The 12,582-nt window shown below is 65.1% G+C and carries 17 protein-coding genes and 1 riboswitch; of the genes, 5 read left to right on the top strand and 12 right to left on the bottom strand.

The window, feature by feature from the left end; translation table 11 throughout:
• Positions 1-3: 3 nt before the first annotated feature.
• The 6 genes from arr to GGR90_RS05640 all read right to left on the bottom strand — a co-directional run bounded on the left by arr (position 4) and on the right by GGR90_RS05640 (position 3,331).
• A complete protein-coding gene (gene arr, locus GGR90_RS05665; protein ID WP_167920098.1) occupies positions 4-426 on the bottom strand; it encodes an NAD(+)--rifampin ADP-ribosyltransferase in 423 nt (140 codons plus the stop codon).
• Positions 426-980 carry a PepSY domain-containing protein gene (locus GGR90_RS05660; protein ID WP_209023567.1) on the bottom strand — a complete coding sequence of 185 codons (555 nt, stop codon included), beginning with the start codon at positions 978-980 and terminating at the stop codon, positions 426-428. The genes arr and GGR90_RS05660 overlap by 1 nt, the downstream gene beginning before the upstream one ends.
• Positions 981-1,104: 124 nt before the next feature.
• On the bottom strand, positions 1,105-1,752 hold the full coding sequence (locus tag GGR90_RS05655) for a hypothetical protein (protein ID WP_167920096.1): 648 nt from the start codon (positions 1,750-1,752) through the stop codon (positions 1,105-1,107).
• 82 nt (positions 1,753-1,834) lie between these two features.
• On the bottom strand, positions 1,835-2,143 hold the full coding sequence (locus GGR90_RS05650) for a hypothetical protein (RefSeq protein WP_167920094.1): 309 nt from the start codon (positions 2,141-2,143) through the stop codon (positions 1,835-1,837).
• A 62-nt stretch (positions 2,144-2,205) separates the two neighbouring features.
• Positions 2,206-2,787: a GNAT family N-acetyltransferase gene (locus GGR90_RS05645; RefSeq protein ID WP_167920092.1), complete on the bottom strand. Its 582-nt coding sequence runs from the start codon at positions 2,785-2,787 to the stop codon at positions 2,206-2,208.
• Positions 2,788-2,818: 31 nt separating this feature from the next.
• Positions 2,819-3,331 carry a 2'-5' RNA ligase family protein gene (locus GGR90_RS05640; RefSeq protein WP_167920090.1) on the bottom strand — a complete coding sequence of 171 codons (513 nt, stop codon included), beginning with the start codon at positions 3,329-3,331 and terminating at the stop codon, positions 2,819-2,821.
• 185 nt (positions 3,332-3,516) lie between these two features.
• On the opposite strand from GGR90_RS05640, the gene GGR90_RS05635 reads away from it, so the two are divergent.
• Positions 3,517-4,668 carry a Fic family protein gene (locus tag GGR90_RS05635; protein ID WP_167920088.1) on the top strand — a complete coding sequence of 384 codons (1,152 nt, stop codon included), beginning with the start codon at positions 3,517-3,519 and terminating at the stop codon, positions 4,666-4,668.
• A gap of 51 nt (positions 4,669-4,719) precedes the next feature.
• On the opposite strand, the gene GGR90_RS05630 is transcribed toward GGR90_RS05635, so the two are convergent.
• Together GGR90_RS05630 and thiC are read right to left on the bottom strand one after the other, a co-directional pair.
• Entirely contained in the window at positions 4,720-5,415 is a 696-nt protein-coding gene (locus GGR90_RS05630; protein ID WP_167920086.1) for a hypothetical protein, read from the bottom strand.
• Between the two features lie 166 nt (positions 5,416-5,581).
• On the bottom strand, positions 5,582-7,474 hold the full coding sequence (thiC, locus tag GGR90_RS05625) for a phosphomethylpyrimidine synthase ThiC (protein WP_167920084.1): 1,893 nt from the start codon (positions 7,472-7,474) through the stop codon (positions 5,582-5,584).
• A 42-nt stretch (positions 7,475-7,516) separates the two neighbouring features.
• Positions 7,517-7,628, bottom strand: a riboswitch (TPP riboswitch).
• A 78-nt stretch (positions 7,629-7,706) separates the two neighbouring features.
• Here thiC and GGR90_RS05620 point away from each other — a divergent pair.
• The 3 genes from GGR90_RS05620 (at position 7,707) to GGR90_RS05610 (ending at position 9,348) form a co-directional block, all read left to right on the top strand.
• Positions 7,707-8,147, top strand: a complete 441-nt coding sequence (locus GGR90_RS05620; RefSeq protein ID WP_167920082.1) for a DUF6265 family protein — start codon at positions 7,707-7,709, stop codon at positions 8,145-8,147.
• A gap of 20 nt (positions 8,148-8,167) precedes the next feature.
• Positions 8,168-8,863 (top strand): helix-turn-helix transcriptional regulator, encoded by a 696-nt coding sequence (locus tag GGR90_RS05615; protein WP_167920080.1) that lies wholly within the window; start codon positions 8,168-8,170, stop codon positions 8,861-8,863.
• A gap of 80 nt (positions 8,864-8,943) precedes the next feature.
• Positions 8,944-9,348 carry a GFA family protein gene (locus GGR90_RS05610; RefSeq protein ID WP_167920078.1) on the top strand — a complete coding sequence of 135 codons (405 nt, stop codon included), beginning with the start codon at positions 8,944-8,946 and terminating at the stop codon, positions 9,346-9,348.
• 78 nt (positions 9,349-9,426) lie between these two features.
• Here the strand turns inward: GGR90_RS05610 and GGR90_RS05605 are convergent, their stop codons facing one another.
• Genes GGR90_RS05605 through GGR90_RS05590 form a run of 4 tightly spaced genes read right to left on the bottom strand, consistent with a single transcriptional unit; the run spans position 9,427 to position 11,340 of the window.
• Entirely contained in the window at positions 9,427-9,885 is a 459-nt protein-coding gene (locus GGR90_RS05605; RefSeq protein ID WP_167920076.1) for a DMT family transporter, read from the bottom strand.
• Entirely contained in the window at positions 9,882-10,103 is a 222-nt protein-coding gene (locus GGR90_RS05600; protein ID WP_167920074.1) for a tautomerase family protein, read from the bottom strand. The genes GGR90_RS05605 and GGR90_RS05600 overlap by 4 nt, the downstream gene beginning before the upstream one ends.
• Complete coding sequence (locus tag GGR90_RS05595) at positions 10,103-10,711, bottom strand: glutathione S-transferase family protein (RefSeq protein ID WP_167920072.1); 609 nt, start codon at positions 10,709-10,711, stop codon at positions 10,103-10,105. The genes GGR90_RS05600 and GGR90_RS05595 overlap by 1 nt, the downstream gene beginning before the upstream one ends.
• Positions 10,708-11,340, bottom strand: a complete 633-nt coding sequence (locus GGR90_RS05590; protein ID WP_167920070.1) for a pyridoxamine 5'-phosphate oxidase family protein — start codon at positions 11,338-11,340, stop codon at positions 10,708-10,710. Before GGR90_RS05590 ends, GGR90_RS05595 begins: the two co-directional genes overlap by 4 nt.
• A 120-nt stretch (positions 11,341-11,460) precedes the next feature.
• Between GGR90_RS05590 and GGR90_RS05585 the strand changes: the two genes are divergently transcribed.
• The gene (locus GGR90_RS05585) at positions 11,461-12,351 is read left to right on the top strand and encodes a LysR family transcriptional regulator (RefSeq protein WP_167920068.1); all 891 of its coding nucleotides are present in this window, start codon (positions 11,461-11,463) and stop codon (positions 12,349-12,351) included.
• Positions 12,352-12,582: the final 231 nt, after the last annotated feature.

The raw sequence follows: 12,582 nt of genomic DNA, 5'->3' as shown, positions 1-12,582 counted from the left end.
CGCTTAGTCGATGATCACGTCCCTCCCTTCGGCCTTCAGCTTGGCGAGGCCGTCCTTCATCGCGGCGAGCACCTCGGGCGCGTGCGGGGTCCAGCTTTCGACTTCGCCCACGATGCGGAGCGGCGACCGGCTGCGATAGCTGCGCGTCGGGTTGCCGGGGAATTTCTTGTCGGTGAGGTTGGGGTCGTCGAACCAGTCGCCGGTCGGCTCGACGATATAGATGCGCTCGCGCCCCTCTCCCGCGGCGAGTTCGCAGCCCCAGATCGCGGACTCCAGCGCGGCGGAGAAATAGATCCACGATAGCGGCTTTTCGGTGCCGTAATTGCTCGTCCAGCCCGCGGCGAGCCGGTCGCCGACGGCGAGGTCGGCGCGCGTGCCGTGGTAGAAGGTCGCGCCCGCATCGGGGCCATTGGGGGCGTCGGCCATCAATATTCGTTGCGTGTCGTGCGCAGCACCGCCTTGCCGTCCTTCCAGTTCACCTCGGCGGCGGGCTCGTCGGCCTTGCCGGGGGCGAAGAGTTCATAGACGATCGTGCCGTCCTCCTGCGTGCTTTCGATGACGCGCGCGGGGGTGAAGGCGTCGTCCGGGGCGCCCGCGGCGGCACGCACCGGCGCGGGGGCGTCGGCCCAGGCGATGTCGCGCTGCATCTCGACGACGCGCCAGGCGCCCGCTTCCTCGATCAGATCGAGCTCGATTTCGCTGCCGTCGGGGCGCGTCCCCTCGACGTCGTAGAAGAGCTTGCCGCCGCGTTCCTTGCGCTCGGCCTCGGCGACCTTCATGCCGGGCACGCGCGCGAGCACGGCATCGCGCACCCCCGGCGGCAGGTCGGCGGCGGCGACGCCGCTGATCTCGGCCGCGGGGCCGTCGGCGAGCACCGACTTTTCGGGCGCCGCAGCTTCGGGCGGCGCGGGCGCCTCGGCCTTGCCGCACCCCGTTAGCGCCAGCATCGCGCCCGCAATCAACCAGGCCTGTCCACGCATCGTCACTCTCCCATAAAGGCAAGGGAGGTCAGCCTATCGGGGACCCGGCGACGAGTCGAGGCGGACGCGGCGGGCGGAAGTTGTCAAACTTGTCATTCCCCTCCGGTAAAATGATACCCGTCGCTCAATAATCGTCATCGTCGTCCGCGTCTTCGGGGCGGAGGATGCGCGGGTCGAGGCCGAGCGCGGCGGCGAGCAGCGCGGGGTCGGGCGGCGCGGGGGTGCCGCGATCCTCGCCCATATAGGCGGCGTCTTCGGCGAGGCTGAGCAGCCGCGCGAGGATCAGCGCGGGGCCGTCGAAATGCTGCACCGCCTCGCGGCCGTCGCGCCAGTCGCCGAAGCGCACCGGATCGCGGCGGCGAAGGATGAACTGGGTCAGCCGCTCGTCATAATAGCGCCGCTCGCCGACCTGTGCGCCCTGATAGAAGACGGGGCGCGCGACGCCGTGCACCGCGCGCGACAGCGCCGCATCGGCGAGCCGCCGCACCCCCATCTCAAGCGCCGCGTCCCACGCGAGGCGGAACGCCTGCGCCTCGGGCCGGCGGCGGAGGTTATAGGCGGCGGTGGCCGAGAGCCCGACCGCGGCCGCCGCCTGCACGACGCAGGCGCTTTCGGCGAGCGCCTCGATAAAGCCGACCTGTCGTTCGGGCGTCCAGCCGTCGTGGCGCGCGCGCAGCACCGCGGGGGCGAAGGCGGCGGGGGCGTGGCAGGGAGCCGGCGCGGCATCGTCGTGCGGCGCGGCGGGGCGAGCGGGGATTTTTTCCGGCTTCATCGGACAGGATGAACCAGACGCCGATATTTTAGGAAAGGCTTTTCGGGGGGGGCGCGGTGCGAAATAGGATCGCGCGCCGCGGTCACTCGCGGTCGTCGGAGGGGTCGAGCCGCACGACCCACATCGGCTGGCCGTCGGGCGACAGCGCGGTGTCGTGGCTGGGGACCATGTCGGCGCCGGTCTCGATCCAGCCGCGCCCGTCGCATTTGGGGCAGGCGTGGCGGATCGAGCGGTGGCTGACGAGGTCGATCTGGGTGTTCCACTGGCCATAGCCGAGGCAGACCGGACAAAGCGTGTCGAGATCGCCGCTGCGGTGGCGCCGCGAAATGCCGTCGAGCGCGTGCGGATCGTGCGGGCCGGTGCAATAGACGATGTTCGAGGGGTGGGCCATGCGGTGAGAATAAGCGCGCGGGGCGGGGGTTGGCAATGGCGGGGCCGGGCGCGCGACTTGCGTCATCTTTTTCCTCGGCGGAGCATCGGGGTCAGGGGCGGCGAGGTTTCGGTGCGGATCTCGCCGACGGTTTCGAAGCCGAAGCGCTGGTAGAGGGGGATGTTGCGCGGGTTCGAGCTTTCGAGCCAGGCGGGGCGGCCGTCGGCGTCGATGACCGCGATTGCCGCCTCCATCAGCGCGGTGCCGAGCCCGCGGCCGCGATGCGCCGGATCGGCGGCGATCAGCGGCAGGTACCAGACCGGCTCCTTCGGGTGAAAGCGGTCCATCTGTTCGACGAGATCGTCCATTTCGGCCTTGCGGTGCGGCGGCGTCTGTTCGTCCATGATCGCCGCCATGACCTCGCCGTCGGGCTCGACGCCGGGCGGCAGCCAGGTCGCGACCGCGGCGCCGTCGTCGGCGACGAACGCCGTCCCATGCTCGAACGCCGCGCCGCCGAAGGCATCGAAAAATTCGTGACGGCGGTCCATATAGGTCGCGGCATCGGGCGAGGCCCAGCGCGCCACCGGGTCGGCGGAAAAGCCGAGCACCAGCGTATGGAGCAGCCGCGCCTTGTCCGCGGGTTTGCCGATCGTGATTTTCGTCATGGCTACGCTCCTCTTTCGCCGTGCGCGGCGCTCAGTCGCCGGGCGGCGTAAGCGCCCAGCGGCCGTGCTCGATATGGGTGGTCTTGCCGACAACGCTTTCCATCAGCAAGATTTCCCTGACCGTCCAGCCGATCGGCGGCATCTTCTGTGCATTCAGCCGGTCGCCGCGATAGTTGATCGTGATGTGCGGTTCGGGGGTGGTGCCGTCCATGATCGGCGCCTTCGCGGCGAGCAGATGGTTCACCAGCGCCTTCTGGAACGCCCGCGCCTCGGCCAGCGGATCGCGGGTGCGCAGCGTCACCGCCTTGCGGTTCTCGATCCGGTCGAAGCGGAGCGGAAAGGGCGCCGCGACGAAGCTGTCGAGCGCGGCGACGGTCGCGGGCAGCCATTCGGGCGGCACATGATGCAGGTCGTAGAGCGAGATGAGCGTGACATGGAGGAGATCGACCCCGCGCGACGGATCGTTGCGCGGCAGCGCGGCGATCTGCGCTTGAACCTCCGGCGGCGGCTTGGCCATGATGTAGAGGGGGTTCCGGGCGCGCATGGGTGGGAGCGTAGCATGCTGTGGGGGCGAGGCCGACTGCCGGGCGTTCCGTGTTGGCGCGCGAGAAACAGGATGGAAGGAGAATGCTCCAATTTGGTTTTCAACGCTCATTGAACATGAGATAAGAGTTTTCAACGAAACAAAGATTTTGTAGAAAACTGTCCCATCTCTTCAAGGAAGCGATAATGGAGCAAAACGGTTTTGGTAAGACTGCAACGGGCACGCTCATTCCGACGATCGGTGGGCGCAAAGCGTTTGTACCGCAGAAGCTGCCGCCGGTGCTGGATTTGAATCCGGTGGCAGAGCAGCTTTCGGCCGCCTCGCAAGCGATCGGCGAATTGCGCGGAATTGGTCGGGGCATGGCCAACCCGATGCTTCTCATCCGCCCTCTGCAGCGGCGTGAGGCGGTTTCCTCGTCAGGCATGGAAGGGACCTACACCACGCTATCCGATCTCTTCCTGTTTGAGGCCGGTGCGGGTGACGCCGGAAAGCGGGAAGATAACCGCGAGGTCTATAATTATGTGAGGGGGTTGGAGACGGCGATCGATCAACTTGATGCGTTGCCGATTTCCAGCAGACTTTTGCGCAATGCGCACCGCCTGTTACTGGATGGTGTCGCAACGCATCGCGGCGCGGCGGTTGATGCGGGCGAGTTGAAGCGCGACCAGAACTGGATCGGCGGGACGGGCAGGATAGAAACGGCGCGCTTTATCCCGCCGCCACCGATGCAAGCCGCCGATGCGTTGGACGATCTGGCTAAGTTCATCAATCGGGTGGATCGGGGCGGCATACCGCCATTGATCGATGCGGCGCTGGCGCATTATCAGTTCGAGACGATCCATCCCTTTGCCGACGGCAATGGCCGCGTCGGCCGGATGCTGATCACGCTGATCCTGATCCAGAGCGATACGCTGCGTCAGCCCTTGCTTTACATGTCGCCGTGGCTCGAGCGGCATAAGGATCGTTATATCGACCTGATGTACGAGGTGTCGCGCAAGGGCGAATGGCTGCCGTGGTTATCTTTCTTTCTGGAAGCCGTGACCGAATCGGCGCTCGGCACGATCCGGATCGTCGAACGGCTCCAGGATTTGCAGATGCGCTATCGCGAGCGGTTCCAGAAGGCGCGCCAATCGGCGCTGCTGCCGCGTATTATCGATCTGGCGTTCGAGCAGCCCGCGATGACGATCACCGCCATCGCGGCCAAGATCGGCGTGACCTATCAGGCGGCGGCGAACAATGTGGCGGTGCTGGTCGGGGCGGGCGTCGCGAGCGAGGTCGGGAGCCATCCGAAGGTGATTGTGTTCGACGAGATATTGGAAGCGCTGCGGGTAGAGTGAGCTGTGGGTTATTGGACCCGTCAGCGTAATCCCGCCGTGATTCTTCGATACTCAATATAAGGGAACCGAGTTAAGCTCTGAATGTTGAACAGGAATATCAAGCCCATATTTTATTACAAGATCAGAAACAACATCTCTAAACCAATCGGGAGATTCCGGGCTTACATAAATTTTCTTTATCAGATGGTTTAAGGGAACAGAAAATTCCTTAATGTAAGGGGAATTGCTATCGTTCCAATATTCGAAGTCTGCAAATATTGCTCGAGCTTCTTTTTCATGTGAGAATGATTTTCTTTTCATCATAAAAAAGCTGAAAGAGTTTATGGGATCAACATACGTGCTATTGTAATCTACATATTCCACTTCACCCATACACACCTCGTCAGGCAGGATAGAAGATAAGGTATGATAGTCGGTGGTTATACAAACTGCATCGCTTGATTTACTATATATTTTCCACATGGCAGCTGATTCTGAATCATTCATATGCCAGCAACTCATATAGTTAAGCAATAGAGCTTGCCGTCTGAATGAGCTGGCACCAGAAAAAATCGAGGAAACTTGTTCATCTGACAGGCCTTTATAGGGATCCTGATCCGGATGAGATTTCCGTAAATCCATCACATACCGAAAGGCTTGAATATTAGGAAGCGGGGCGCTGCCTTCAAACGGGTCTCCTAATTTATCGGCTCTCGGAAATACTAAAGAACTCTTTTGAATAAGTGCCACAAATTTTGACAAATCCATATAACGCCATAGCAACGTGTATGGATTTTGGGGCTGCTTGAACGACGAGTGAGTTAGATTTGCCATGTCTAGATTTTAAGAATGTTTATAAAAAGACTAAGATTTGTAGGCATGGACAGATTCCTGCAATAAGACTGCTCTACGGTTCTGCTATTTCGCGCCAAAATTAATCATGCTCCCGCCCACCCGCGCCCATATACAGCTCCCGGCCGGTGTCCTCATAGACCTGGCTCATTTCCGCCATGCCCTTCTCGGCCTCCTCCGCGGCGATGAAGCCCGCGCTGTCCTGATTTTGCAGCTTCGCGAAGTCGCGGACCTCTTGTGAAATCTTCATCGAGCAGAATTTGGGGCCGCACATGCTGCAGAAATGCGCCGACTTGGCGCCCTCGGCGGGGAGCGTCTGGTCGTGATATTGCTCCGCCGTGTCGGGGTCGAGCGACAGGTTGAACTGGTCGCGCCAGCGGAATTCGAAGCGCGCTTTGCTCAGCGCATCGTCGCGGACCTGCGCGGCTGGGTGGCCCTTGGCGAGGTCGGCGGCGTGGGCGGCGAGCTTGTAGGTGACGACGCCGACCTTCACATCGTCGCGGTCGGGGAGGCCGAGATGCTCCTTCGGCGTGACGTAGCAGAGCATCGCGGTGCCGTACCAGCCGATCTGCGCGGCGCCGATGCCGCTGGTGATATGGTCGTAGCCGGGCGCGATGTCGGTGGTGAGGGGGCCGAGGGTGTAGAAGGGCGCCTCGCCGCAGGCCTCCAGCTGCTTGTCCATATTCTCCTTGATCTTGTGCATCGGGACGTGGCCCGGCCCCTCGATCATCACCTGGACGTCCTGCGCCCAGGCGCGCTTGGTGAGCTCGCCGAGCGTGTAGAGCTCGGCGAACTGCGCCTCGTCGTTCGCGTCGTAGATGCTGCCGGGGCGCAGGCCGTCGCCGAGGCTGTAGGCGACGTCATACGCCTTCATGATCTCGGTAATCTCGTCGAAGCGTTCGTAGAGGAAGCTTTCCTTGTGATGCGCGAGGCACCATTTCGCCATGATGCTGCCGCCGCGCGACACGATGCCGGTCATGCGCTTCGCCGCGAGCGGCACGTAGGGCAGGCGGACCCCGGCGTGGATGGTGAAATAGTCGACTCCTTGCTCGGCCTGTTCGATCAGCGTGTCGGCGAAGATTTCCCAGGTCAGGTCCTCGGCGATGCCGCCGACCTTTTCGAGCGCCTGATAGATGGGGACGGTGCCGATCGGGACGGGCGAATTGCGGATGATCCATTCGCGCGTGTCGTGGATGTTGCGGCCGGTCGACAGGTCCATGACGGTGTCGGCGCCCCAGCGGATCGACCAGACCATCTTGTCGACCTCGCTCGCAACGTCGGATGCGACCGCGCTGTTGCCGATGTTGGCGTTGATCTTGACGAGGAAGTTGCGGCCGATCGCCATCGGCTCGCTTTCGGGGTGGTTGATGTTCGACGGGATGATCGCGCGGCCGCGCGCAACCTCGTCGCGGACGAATTCGGGGGTGACATAGTCGGGGATGCTGGCGCCGAAGCTTTCGCCGTCGCGCTTGTATTCGGACAGGCGGGCGCGGCCGAGATTCTCGCGCTCGGCGACATATTCCATCTCGGGCGTGATGATGCCGCGGCGGGCATAGTGCATCTGGCTGACGTTCGCGCCGGCACGCGCGCGGAGGACCTTCTGACGGACGTTGGGGAAGGCGGGGACGCCGCCGCTGCGATCGGGGCCGAGCTGGCCGTTATCCTCGGGGCGCACCTCGCGCTGGGCGACTTCCTCGACGTCGCCGCGGCCGACGATCCATTCGCGGCGGAGTTCGGGGAGGCCGGCGTTGATGTCGATGGTGGCATTTACGTCCGTATAAGGCCCGCTGGTGTCGTAGACGCGGACGGGGGGCTCGCCGCTGTGCGGGTCGAGGTCGATCTCGCGCATCGCGACGCGGATACCGCTGCCGGTCTGCGCCGCGACGTGGATCTTGCGGCTGCCGCGAATGGGCCCGGTGGTGACGCCGATGGGGGTGGCTTGCGCTTTGTCGAGGCGGGAATCGATGTCGGCCATGTGCAGTCGCTCCATTATGTCGGAGCGAAAGACGGTTCTCACGCGGTGAAAGCCGACCCTCCCTCCGCCGGTATTAGCCGGATCAGGTTCAACGGGTCGCGGTCTATTCCGCTCTCAACCGGCGTTTGCGCGCCAGGCTCCCCGGGGATGGGAGGGTTATAGGGGGCGGGGGGTGCGCTGTCCATTGATGATGGGGACCGGGCGGTGGTAAAGGGCGGCGAGGGAGAGGATCATGCGGATGATCGCGGCGGCTTTGGCGGTGCTTCTCGTGGCGGCGAGCCCGGCGGCGAGCGTGGACGATCTCGGCTGGCTCGCGGGCGACTGGGTGAGCGAGGCCGACGGGCGCTGGACCGAGGAGAGCTGGGCACTCCCGCGCGGCGGGATGATGATCGGCCATAGCCGGTCGGGACGCGGTGAGGAACTGCGCGAGTATGAGTTCATCCGGATCGCGCGCGGCGACGATGGCGCGATTTCCTATATCGCGATGCCGCAGGGCGGGGTGCCCGTCGTGTTCCGGCTGGTGCGGCATGATATGGCGCGCGCGACCTTCGAGAATGCGGCGCATGATTATCCGCAGCGCATCGCCTATGCCCGCTCCGGCGACATGCTGACCGCGACGATTTCGGCGATCGACGGGTCGAAGGCGCGAAGCTGGGCCTATCGGCGGCGCTGAGCGGAGCGGACGAAAGCATCATGGCGGACAAGACGGCGCGGCTTTTCGCGATCATCGACAGCCTGCGCCGGCGGCGGCGGGCGGTGACCGCCGAGGCGCTCGCCGACGAGCAGGGCGTGTCGGTGCGCACGCTCTATCGCGACATTCAGGCGCTGGTCGCCTTGGGCGCGCCGATCGAGGGGGCGGCGGGGGTCGGCTATATGCTGCGCCCCGGCTTCTTCCTGCCGCCGCTGATGTTCACCGCCGAGGAGCTGGAGGCGCTGGTTCTCGGCGCACGCTGGGTCGAGGGGCGGCAGGACGGGGCGCTGTCGCGCGCCGCGGGGCTGGCGCTCGCGAAGATCGCCGCGGCGAGCCCCGACGAGCTCAAGCAGCGGATCGACGAGTCGGGGCTGTGGCCGGTGAACAGCCGCTGGCGCGAGAGCAATGCGCCCCTGCTCGCGACGGTGCGCGAGGCGATGCGCGCCGAAAAGACGCTGCACATCGACTATGCCGACGAGAAGGGCCGCGCGAGCGAACGCGCGATCTGGCCCGCGGCGCTCGCTTATTTCGAGGACAAGCAGATCATCGCGGCGTGGTGCCTGCTGCGGCAGGATTTTCGCAGCTTTCGCATCGACCGGATCGGCGCGGCGCGGATCGGCGACGCGGGGTTCGGGCGGCGGCGCGCGGTGCTGATGGCCGACTGGTGGCGGCAGAACGGCTATGATTCCGCCTCCTGACATGATCTGTCAGGGGAGCGGGCTAATCCTCTGCGGGTGAGGGGCGCCGGGTGACGGCGCCGCCAGACCGGAGGATGAAGATGCTCAAGACCCATCATGGTTCGTGCCACTGCGGCGCCGTCAAGTTCGAAGCCGACCTCGACCTCGCGGCGGGGACGGGCAAATGCAATTGCTCGATCTGCACCAAGAAGCGCGGCTGGAATGCGCAGGTCAAGCCCGACGCCTTTCGCCTGCTCACCGATCCCGTCGCGCTCGGAGACTATCAGTTCGGGTCGAACAGCGCGCACCATGTCTTCTGCAAGACGTGCGGGGTGTCGTCGTTCGGCCATGGCTATGTCGAGGAAATCGGCGGCGCCTATGTTTCGGTGTCGATCGCGTGCCTCGACGATTTGTCGCCCGCCGAAATGGCGGCGCTGCCGGTGCAGCATATGGACGGCGCGGGGAACAATTGGTGGAACGCGCCGGAGGTGACGGGTCATATGTGAGGGGGCTCCACTGACTCATCGCCCGCGCCTTAGCGGGGGCGATGGCCGGTATCTGCCGCTACCCGTCGAAACCCGCCTTCAACCCGTCTTGCGCGCCAGATATACCCCCGCGATCATCAGCGCGATTCCGGCGGTGCGCTTCAGGTCGATCGCCGAGCGCAGCGCGCCGAACAGGCCGAAATGATCGATCGTCGCGGCGCTGATCAGCTGGCCGACGAGCACGAAGAAGATCGCATTGCCGACCCCGAATTTGGGCGCGATGAAGGTCACCGCGATGACGTAGAAGGCGACGAACAACCCGCCGAAATAGAAATGGGCGGGAATGTCGGAGGTGAAGCGGATCTGGCCGATCGATCCGGTCATCAACGCGCCGGCGGTGGCGATAAGGAAGGCGAGGCCGAAGAGGATCATCGATGCCGCCATCGGGCTGCCGAGCCGCGTCCCGAGCCCGCCGTTGAGTGCCGCGAGGATCGGGATGCCGACCCCGGTCAGCAGCATGATCGTGGCGAAAGCGGGGGCGGCGTTGTTCGCGGTCATCGCTTTTGCTCCTTTGCAGCCTGTGCGGCGCGATAGTCGAGAACGGGCAGCCCGCCGATTCCCCAATTTTCAAATTCGACCTCGTCGATCGTGACGACGGTGGTCGCGGGATTCTTGCCGAGCACGCGCTGGAGCAGGTCGGTGACGCCGCCGATCAGTTCGGCCTTTTGTTCGGGGGTCGCACCCTCACGGGTGATGCGGATATTGACGTAGGGCATTATGCGGCTCCTTCACTCGCCCATCCCGGCATTTCGGGAAATAGGGGGAGGGCGGCGATCCGGCGCGTCCAGTCGCGGATCGCCGGCCAATCGTCAAGGTCGAGCCCGGCATCGCCCATCAGCGCGAGATAGGGGCTCGCCGCCATGTCGGCGATGGTGAGCCGGTCGCCGGCGAGCCAGTCGCGGCCTTCGAGATGCGCCTCGATCACGGGCAGGATGCGCGCGGTGACGGCGGCGGCATGATCCTCGAATATGGCGAGGCCGAACTTGCGCGCGAGGCGGAGCGTCGCGGGGCCGTTCGCGATCTCGTTCGCGGCGTGCGAGAGCCATAGCGCCACCTGGCCGCGTTCTTCGGGGCTATCGCCGTCCCATTCGCCGGGGCGATGGCGCGCCGCAAGATAGGCGAGGATCGCCTGGCTGTCGCGCAGGGTGAAATCGCTTTCGACATAGAGCGGGATCTGCGTCATCGGGGTCAGGGCGCGAAACGCATCCGACTGGCGCGCCGCGGCATCGGTCAGCCGCTCGTCCCACGGCAGGCCGAGGAAGGCGAGCGCCATGCGGATCTTGTGCGTGTTGCCCGATAGCGGCGAGCCGTAGAGGGTGATCATTGGTCGTCTCCTTTCTGGGCCGCGCGCAAGGCCGCAATTTCGGCGCGCAGCTGGTTGAGTTCCGCCGCCATCGGGCGGACCGCCGCGGAAATTTCGGCCTCGGTGAAGCGCGGGGTGATGTGCTGCGAGCAGTTCCATTCCCAGCCGATGACGTCGATGAAGAAGGCGCGCTCGGGCGTCGCGCGATAGCCTGCGGGCATCAGCGCGGTGACCGCAGCGGGATCGTCGGCAAGCTCGACGCTCACCGCATGGCCGACGAGCTTCAGCCGGTCGCGGTTCGGATAGTCCATCAGGAACAGCGAGACGCGGTCGTTGCCCTTGAGGTTCGCGGTGCTGATATATTGCTTGTTGCCGCGATAGTCGGCGAAGCCGATGCGATTACCCGCGATATGGCGAAGGAAGCCGGCGGGGCCGCCGCGATGCTGCATATAGGGCCAGCCATCGGCGGTGACGCTCGCCAGGTAAAAGCTGTCGCGTTCGCCGATGAAGGCGATTTCCTTTGCCGTCAGCGTGTCGGGGGTGCCGTCGGCGTTCGCATCCATTTTGTCATAGGACGCGCGCGAGCCTTGGCGTCGCTGCTCGGCTTTCACGGCCTCGTCGAAAAGCGTGTGCCGGTAATTCTGCGCCATCTGCGGGCCTCTCGAAAGGTGCGAAGGGGACCGCCTTCGCTCGCGACCGATTTAGGCAATTGCGCTGTTCGTTGTAATACCGGAAGATTGCACAACTTAATTTCGTTTTAAGGAATAATCATGGACCGGTTGCTGACGCTGGAAATGTTCGTCGCGGTCGCGAGCGAGGGCGGTTTCGCGGCCGCCGCGCGCAAGCTCGGCAGTTCGCCGCCCGCCGTGACGCGCGGGATCGCCGCGCTCGAGGCCAGGCTGGGGACGCGCCTGTTCCACCGCTCGACGCGCGCGGTCGCGCTGACCGAGGCGGGCGCTGGCTTTCTGGAGCAGGCGCGGCGCATCCTCGCCGAACTCGCGGGCGCCGAGCGCGAGCTGCGCGGCGCCGAGGCCGAACCGCGCGGACAGCTGCACCTGACCGCGCCGGTGATGTTCGGGCGCCTGCATGTGCTGCCGGTCGTGGGCGAGTTGATGGCGCAGCACGCCGGGCTTGCCGTGCGGATGATGCTGATCGACCGCAACGTCCGCATCGTCGAGGAGGGCATCGACGTCGCGGTGCGGATCGGGCCGCTCGCCGATTCGGCGCTGAAGGCGGTGCGGATCGACCGGGTGCGCCAGATGCTTGTCGCGAGCCCCGCCTATCTCGCGCGGCGCGGGGCGCCGGCGACGGTCGAGGAGCTGGCGGGCCACGAGCTGATCGGCACGATGGGGCCGCGCTGGGCGGCCGAATGGCAATTCGCGTCGCGGCGCTGGCGGCTCGATGCGCCGCCGCGGCTCGTCGTCAACAGCGTCGACGGGGTGCTGGCGGCGGCCGAGGCGGGGCTGGGGATCGCCAATCTCTTGAGCTATCAGCTCGCCGAGGCGGTCGATGCGGGGCGGCTTATTTCGCTGCTGGCGGACGAAGCGCCGCCGCCGCTGCCGGTCCATCTGCTGTTCGAGCCGTCGCGCGCGGGCTTGCCCTCGGTGCGCTCGTTCGTCGCCGCGATGAAGGCGCGGATGCGGGCGGCGGGGTTGGATTGAGGGTCGGAAGGGCGGTTTCGGGGTGGTGAGCTGACGATCCTCCCCCTTGGGGGAGGGGGACCATGCGAAGCATGGTGGAGGGGCACGCGAGGTGTTTCCTGTCCTCTATGCGTCACGCGACTCCGCACCTGCCCCTCCACCACCTTCGGTGGTCCCCCTCCCCGTGCCGGGGAGGATCGGGGGCTTCCGCCCGTAACCCGGCATTCGATACACGCGTGACCCAACGAAAAA

The organism is Sphingopyxis italica, from assembly GCF_011926545.1.
Lineage (GTDB): Bacteria > Pseudomonadota > Alphaproteobacteria > Sphingomonadales > Sphingomonadaceae > Sphingopyxis > Sphingopyxis italica.
Note: the sequence above shows the minus strand (reverse complement) of the source record. Positions and strands in the feature narration are given on the sequence as shown.

What these genes read in the sequence shown, in the direction of transcription:
- arr (WP_167920098.1), bottom strand. Translation starts at nt 426, where the DNA reads ATGGCCGACGCCCCCAATGGCCCCGATGCGGGCGCGACCTTCTACCAC.
- GGR90_RS05600 (WP_167920074.1), bottom strand. Translation starts at nt 10,103, where the DNA reads ATGCCCTACGTCAATATCCGCATCACCCGTGAGGGTGCGACCCCCGAA.
- GGR90_RS05620 (WP_167920082.1), top strand. Translation starts at nt 7,707, where the DNA reads ATGCGGATGATCGCGGCGGCTTTGGCGGTGCTTCTCGTGGCGGCGAGC.
- GGR90_RS05635 (WP_167920088.1), top strand. Translation starts at nt 3,517, where the DNA reads ATGGAGCAAAACGGTTTTGGTAAGACTGCAACGGGCACGCTCATTCCG.
- GGR90_RS05630 (WP_167920086.1), bottom strand. Translation starts at nt 5,415, where the DNA reads ATGGATTTGTCAAAATTTGTGGCACTTATTCAAAAGAGTTCTTTAGTA.
- GGR90_RS05645 (WP_167920092.1), bottom strand. Translation starts at nt 2,787, where the DNA reads ATGACGAAAATCACGATCGGCAAACCCGCGGACAAGGCGCGGCTGCTC.
- GGR90_RS05595 (WP_167920072.1), bottom strand. Translation starts at nt 10,711, where the DNA reads ATGATCACCCTCTACGGCTCGCCGCTATCGGGCAACACGCACAAGATC.
- GGR90_RS05640 (WP_167920090.1), bottom strand. Translation starts at nt 3,331, where the DNA reads ATGCGCGCCCGGAACCCCCTCTACATCATGGCCAAGCCGCCGCCGGAG.
- GGR90_RS05655 (WP_167920096.1), bottom strand. Translation starts at nt 1,752, where the DNA reads ATGAAGCCGGAAAAAATCCCCGCTCGCCCCGCCGCGCCGCACGACGAT.
- GGR90_RS05650 (WP_167920094.1), bottom strand. Translation starts at nt 2,143, where the DNA reads ATGGCCCACCCCTCGAACATCGTCTATTGCACCGGCCCGCACGATCCG.
- GGR90_RS05605 (WP_167920076.1), bottom strand. Translation starts at nt 9,885, where the DNA reads ATGACCGCGAACAACGCCGCCCCCGCTTTCGCCACGATCATGCTGCTG.
- GGR90_RS05660 (WP_209023567.1), bottom strand. Translation starts at nt 980, where the DNA reads ATGCGTGGACAGGCCTGGTTGATTGCGGGCGCGATGCTGGCGCTAACG.
- thiC (WP_167920084.1), bottom strand. Translation starts at nt 7,474, where the DNA reads ATGGCCGACATCGATTCCCGCCTCGACAAAGCGCAAGCCACCCCCATC.
- GGR90_RS05610 (WP_167920078.1), top strand. Translation starts at nt 8,944, where the DNA reads ATGCTCAAGACCCATCATGGTTCGTGCCACTGCGGCGCCGTCAAGTTC.
- GGR90_RS05585 (WP_167920068.1), top strand. Translation starts at nt 11,461, where the DNA reads ATGGACCGGTTGCTGACGCTGGAAATGTTCGTCGCGGTCGCGAGCGAG.
- GGR90_RS05615 (WP_167920080.1), top strand. Translation starts at nt 8,168, where the DNA reads ATGGCGGACAAGACGGCGCGGCTTTTCGCGATCATCGACAGCCTGCGC.
- GGR90_RS05590 (WP_167920070.1), bottom strand. Translation starts at nt 11,340, where the DNA reads ATGGCGCAGAATTACCGGCACACGCTTTTCGACGAGGCCGTGAAAGCC.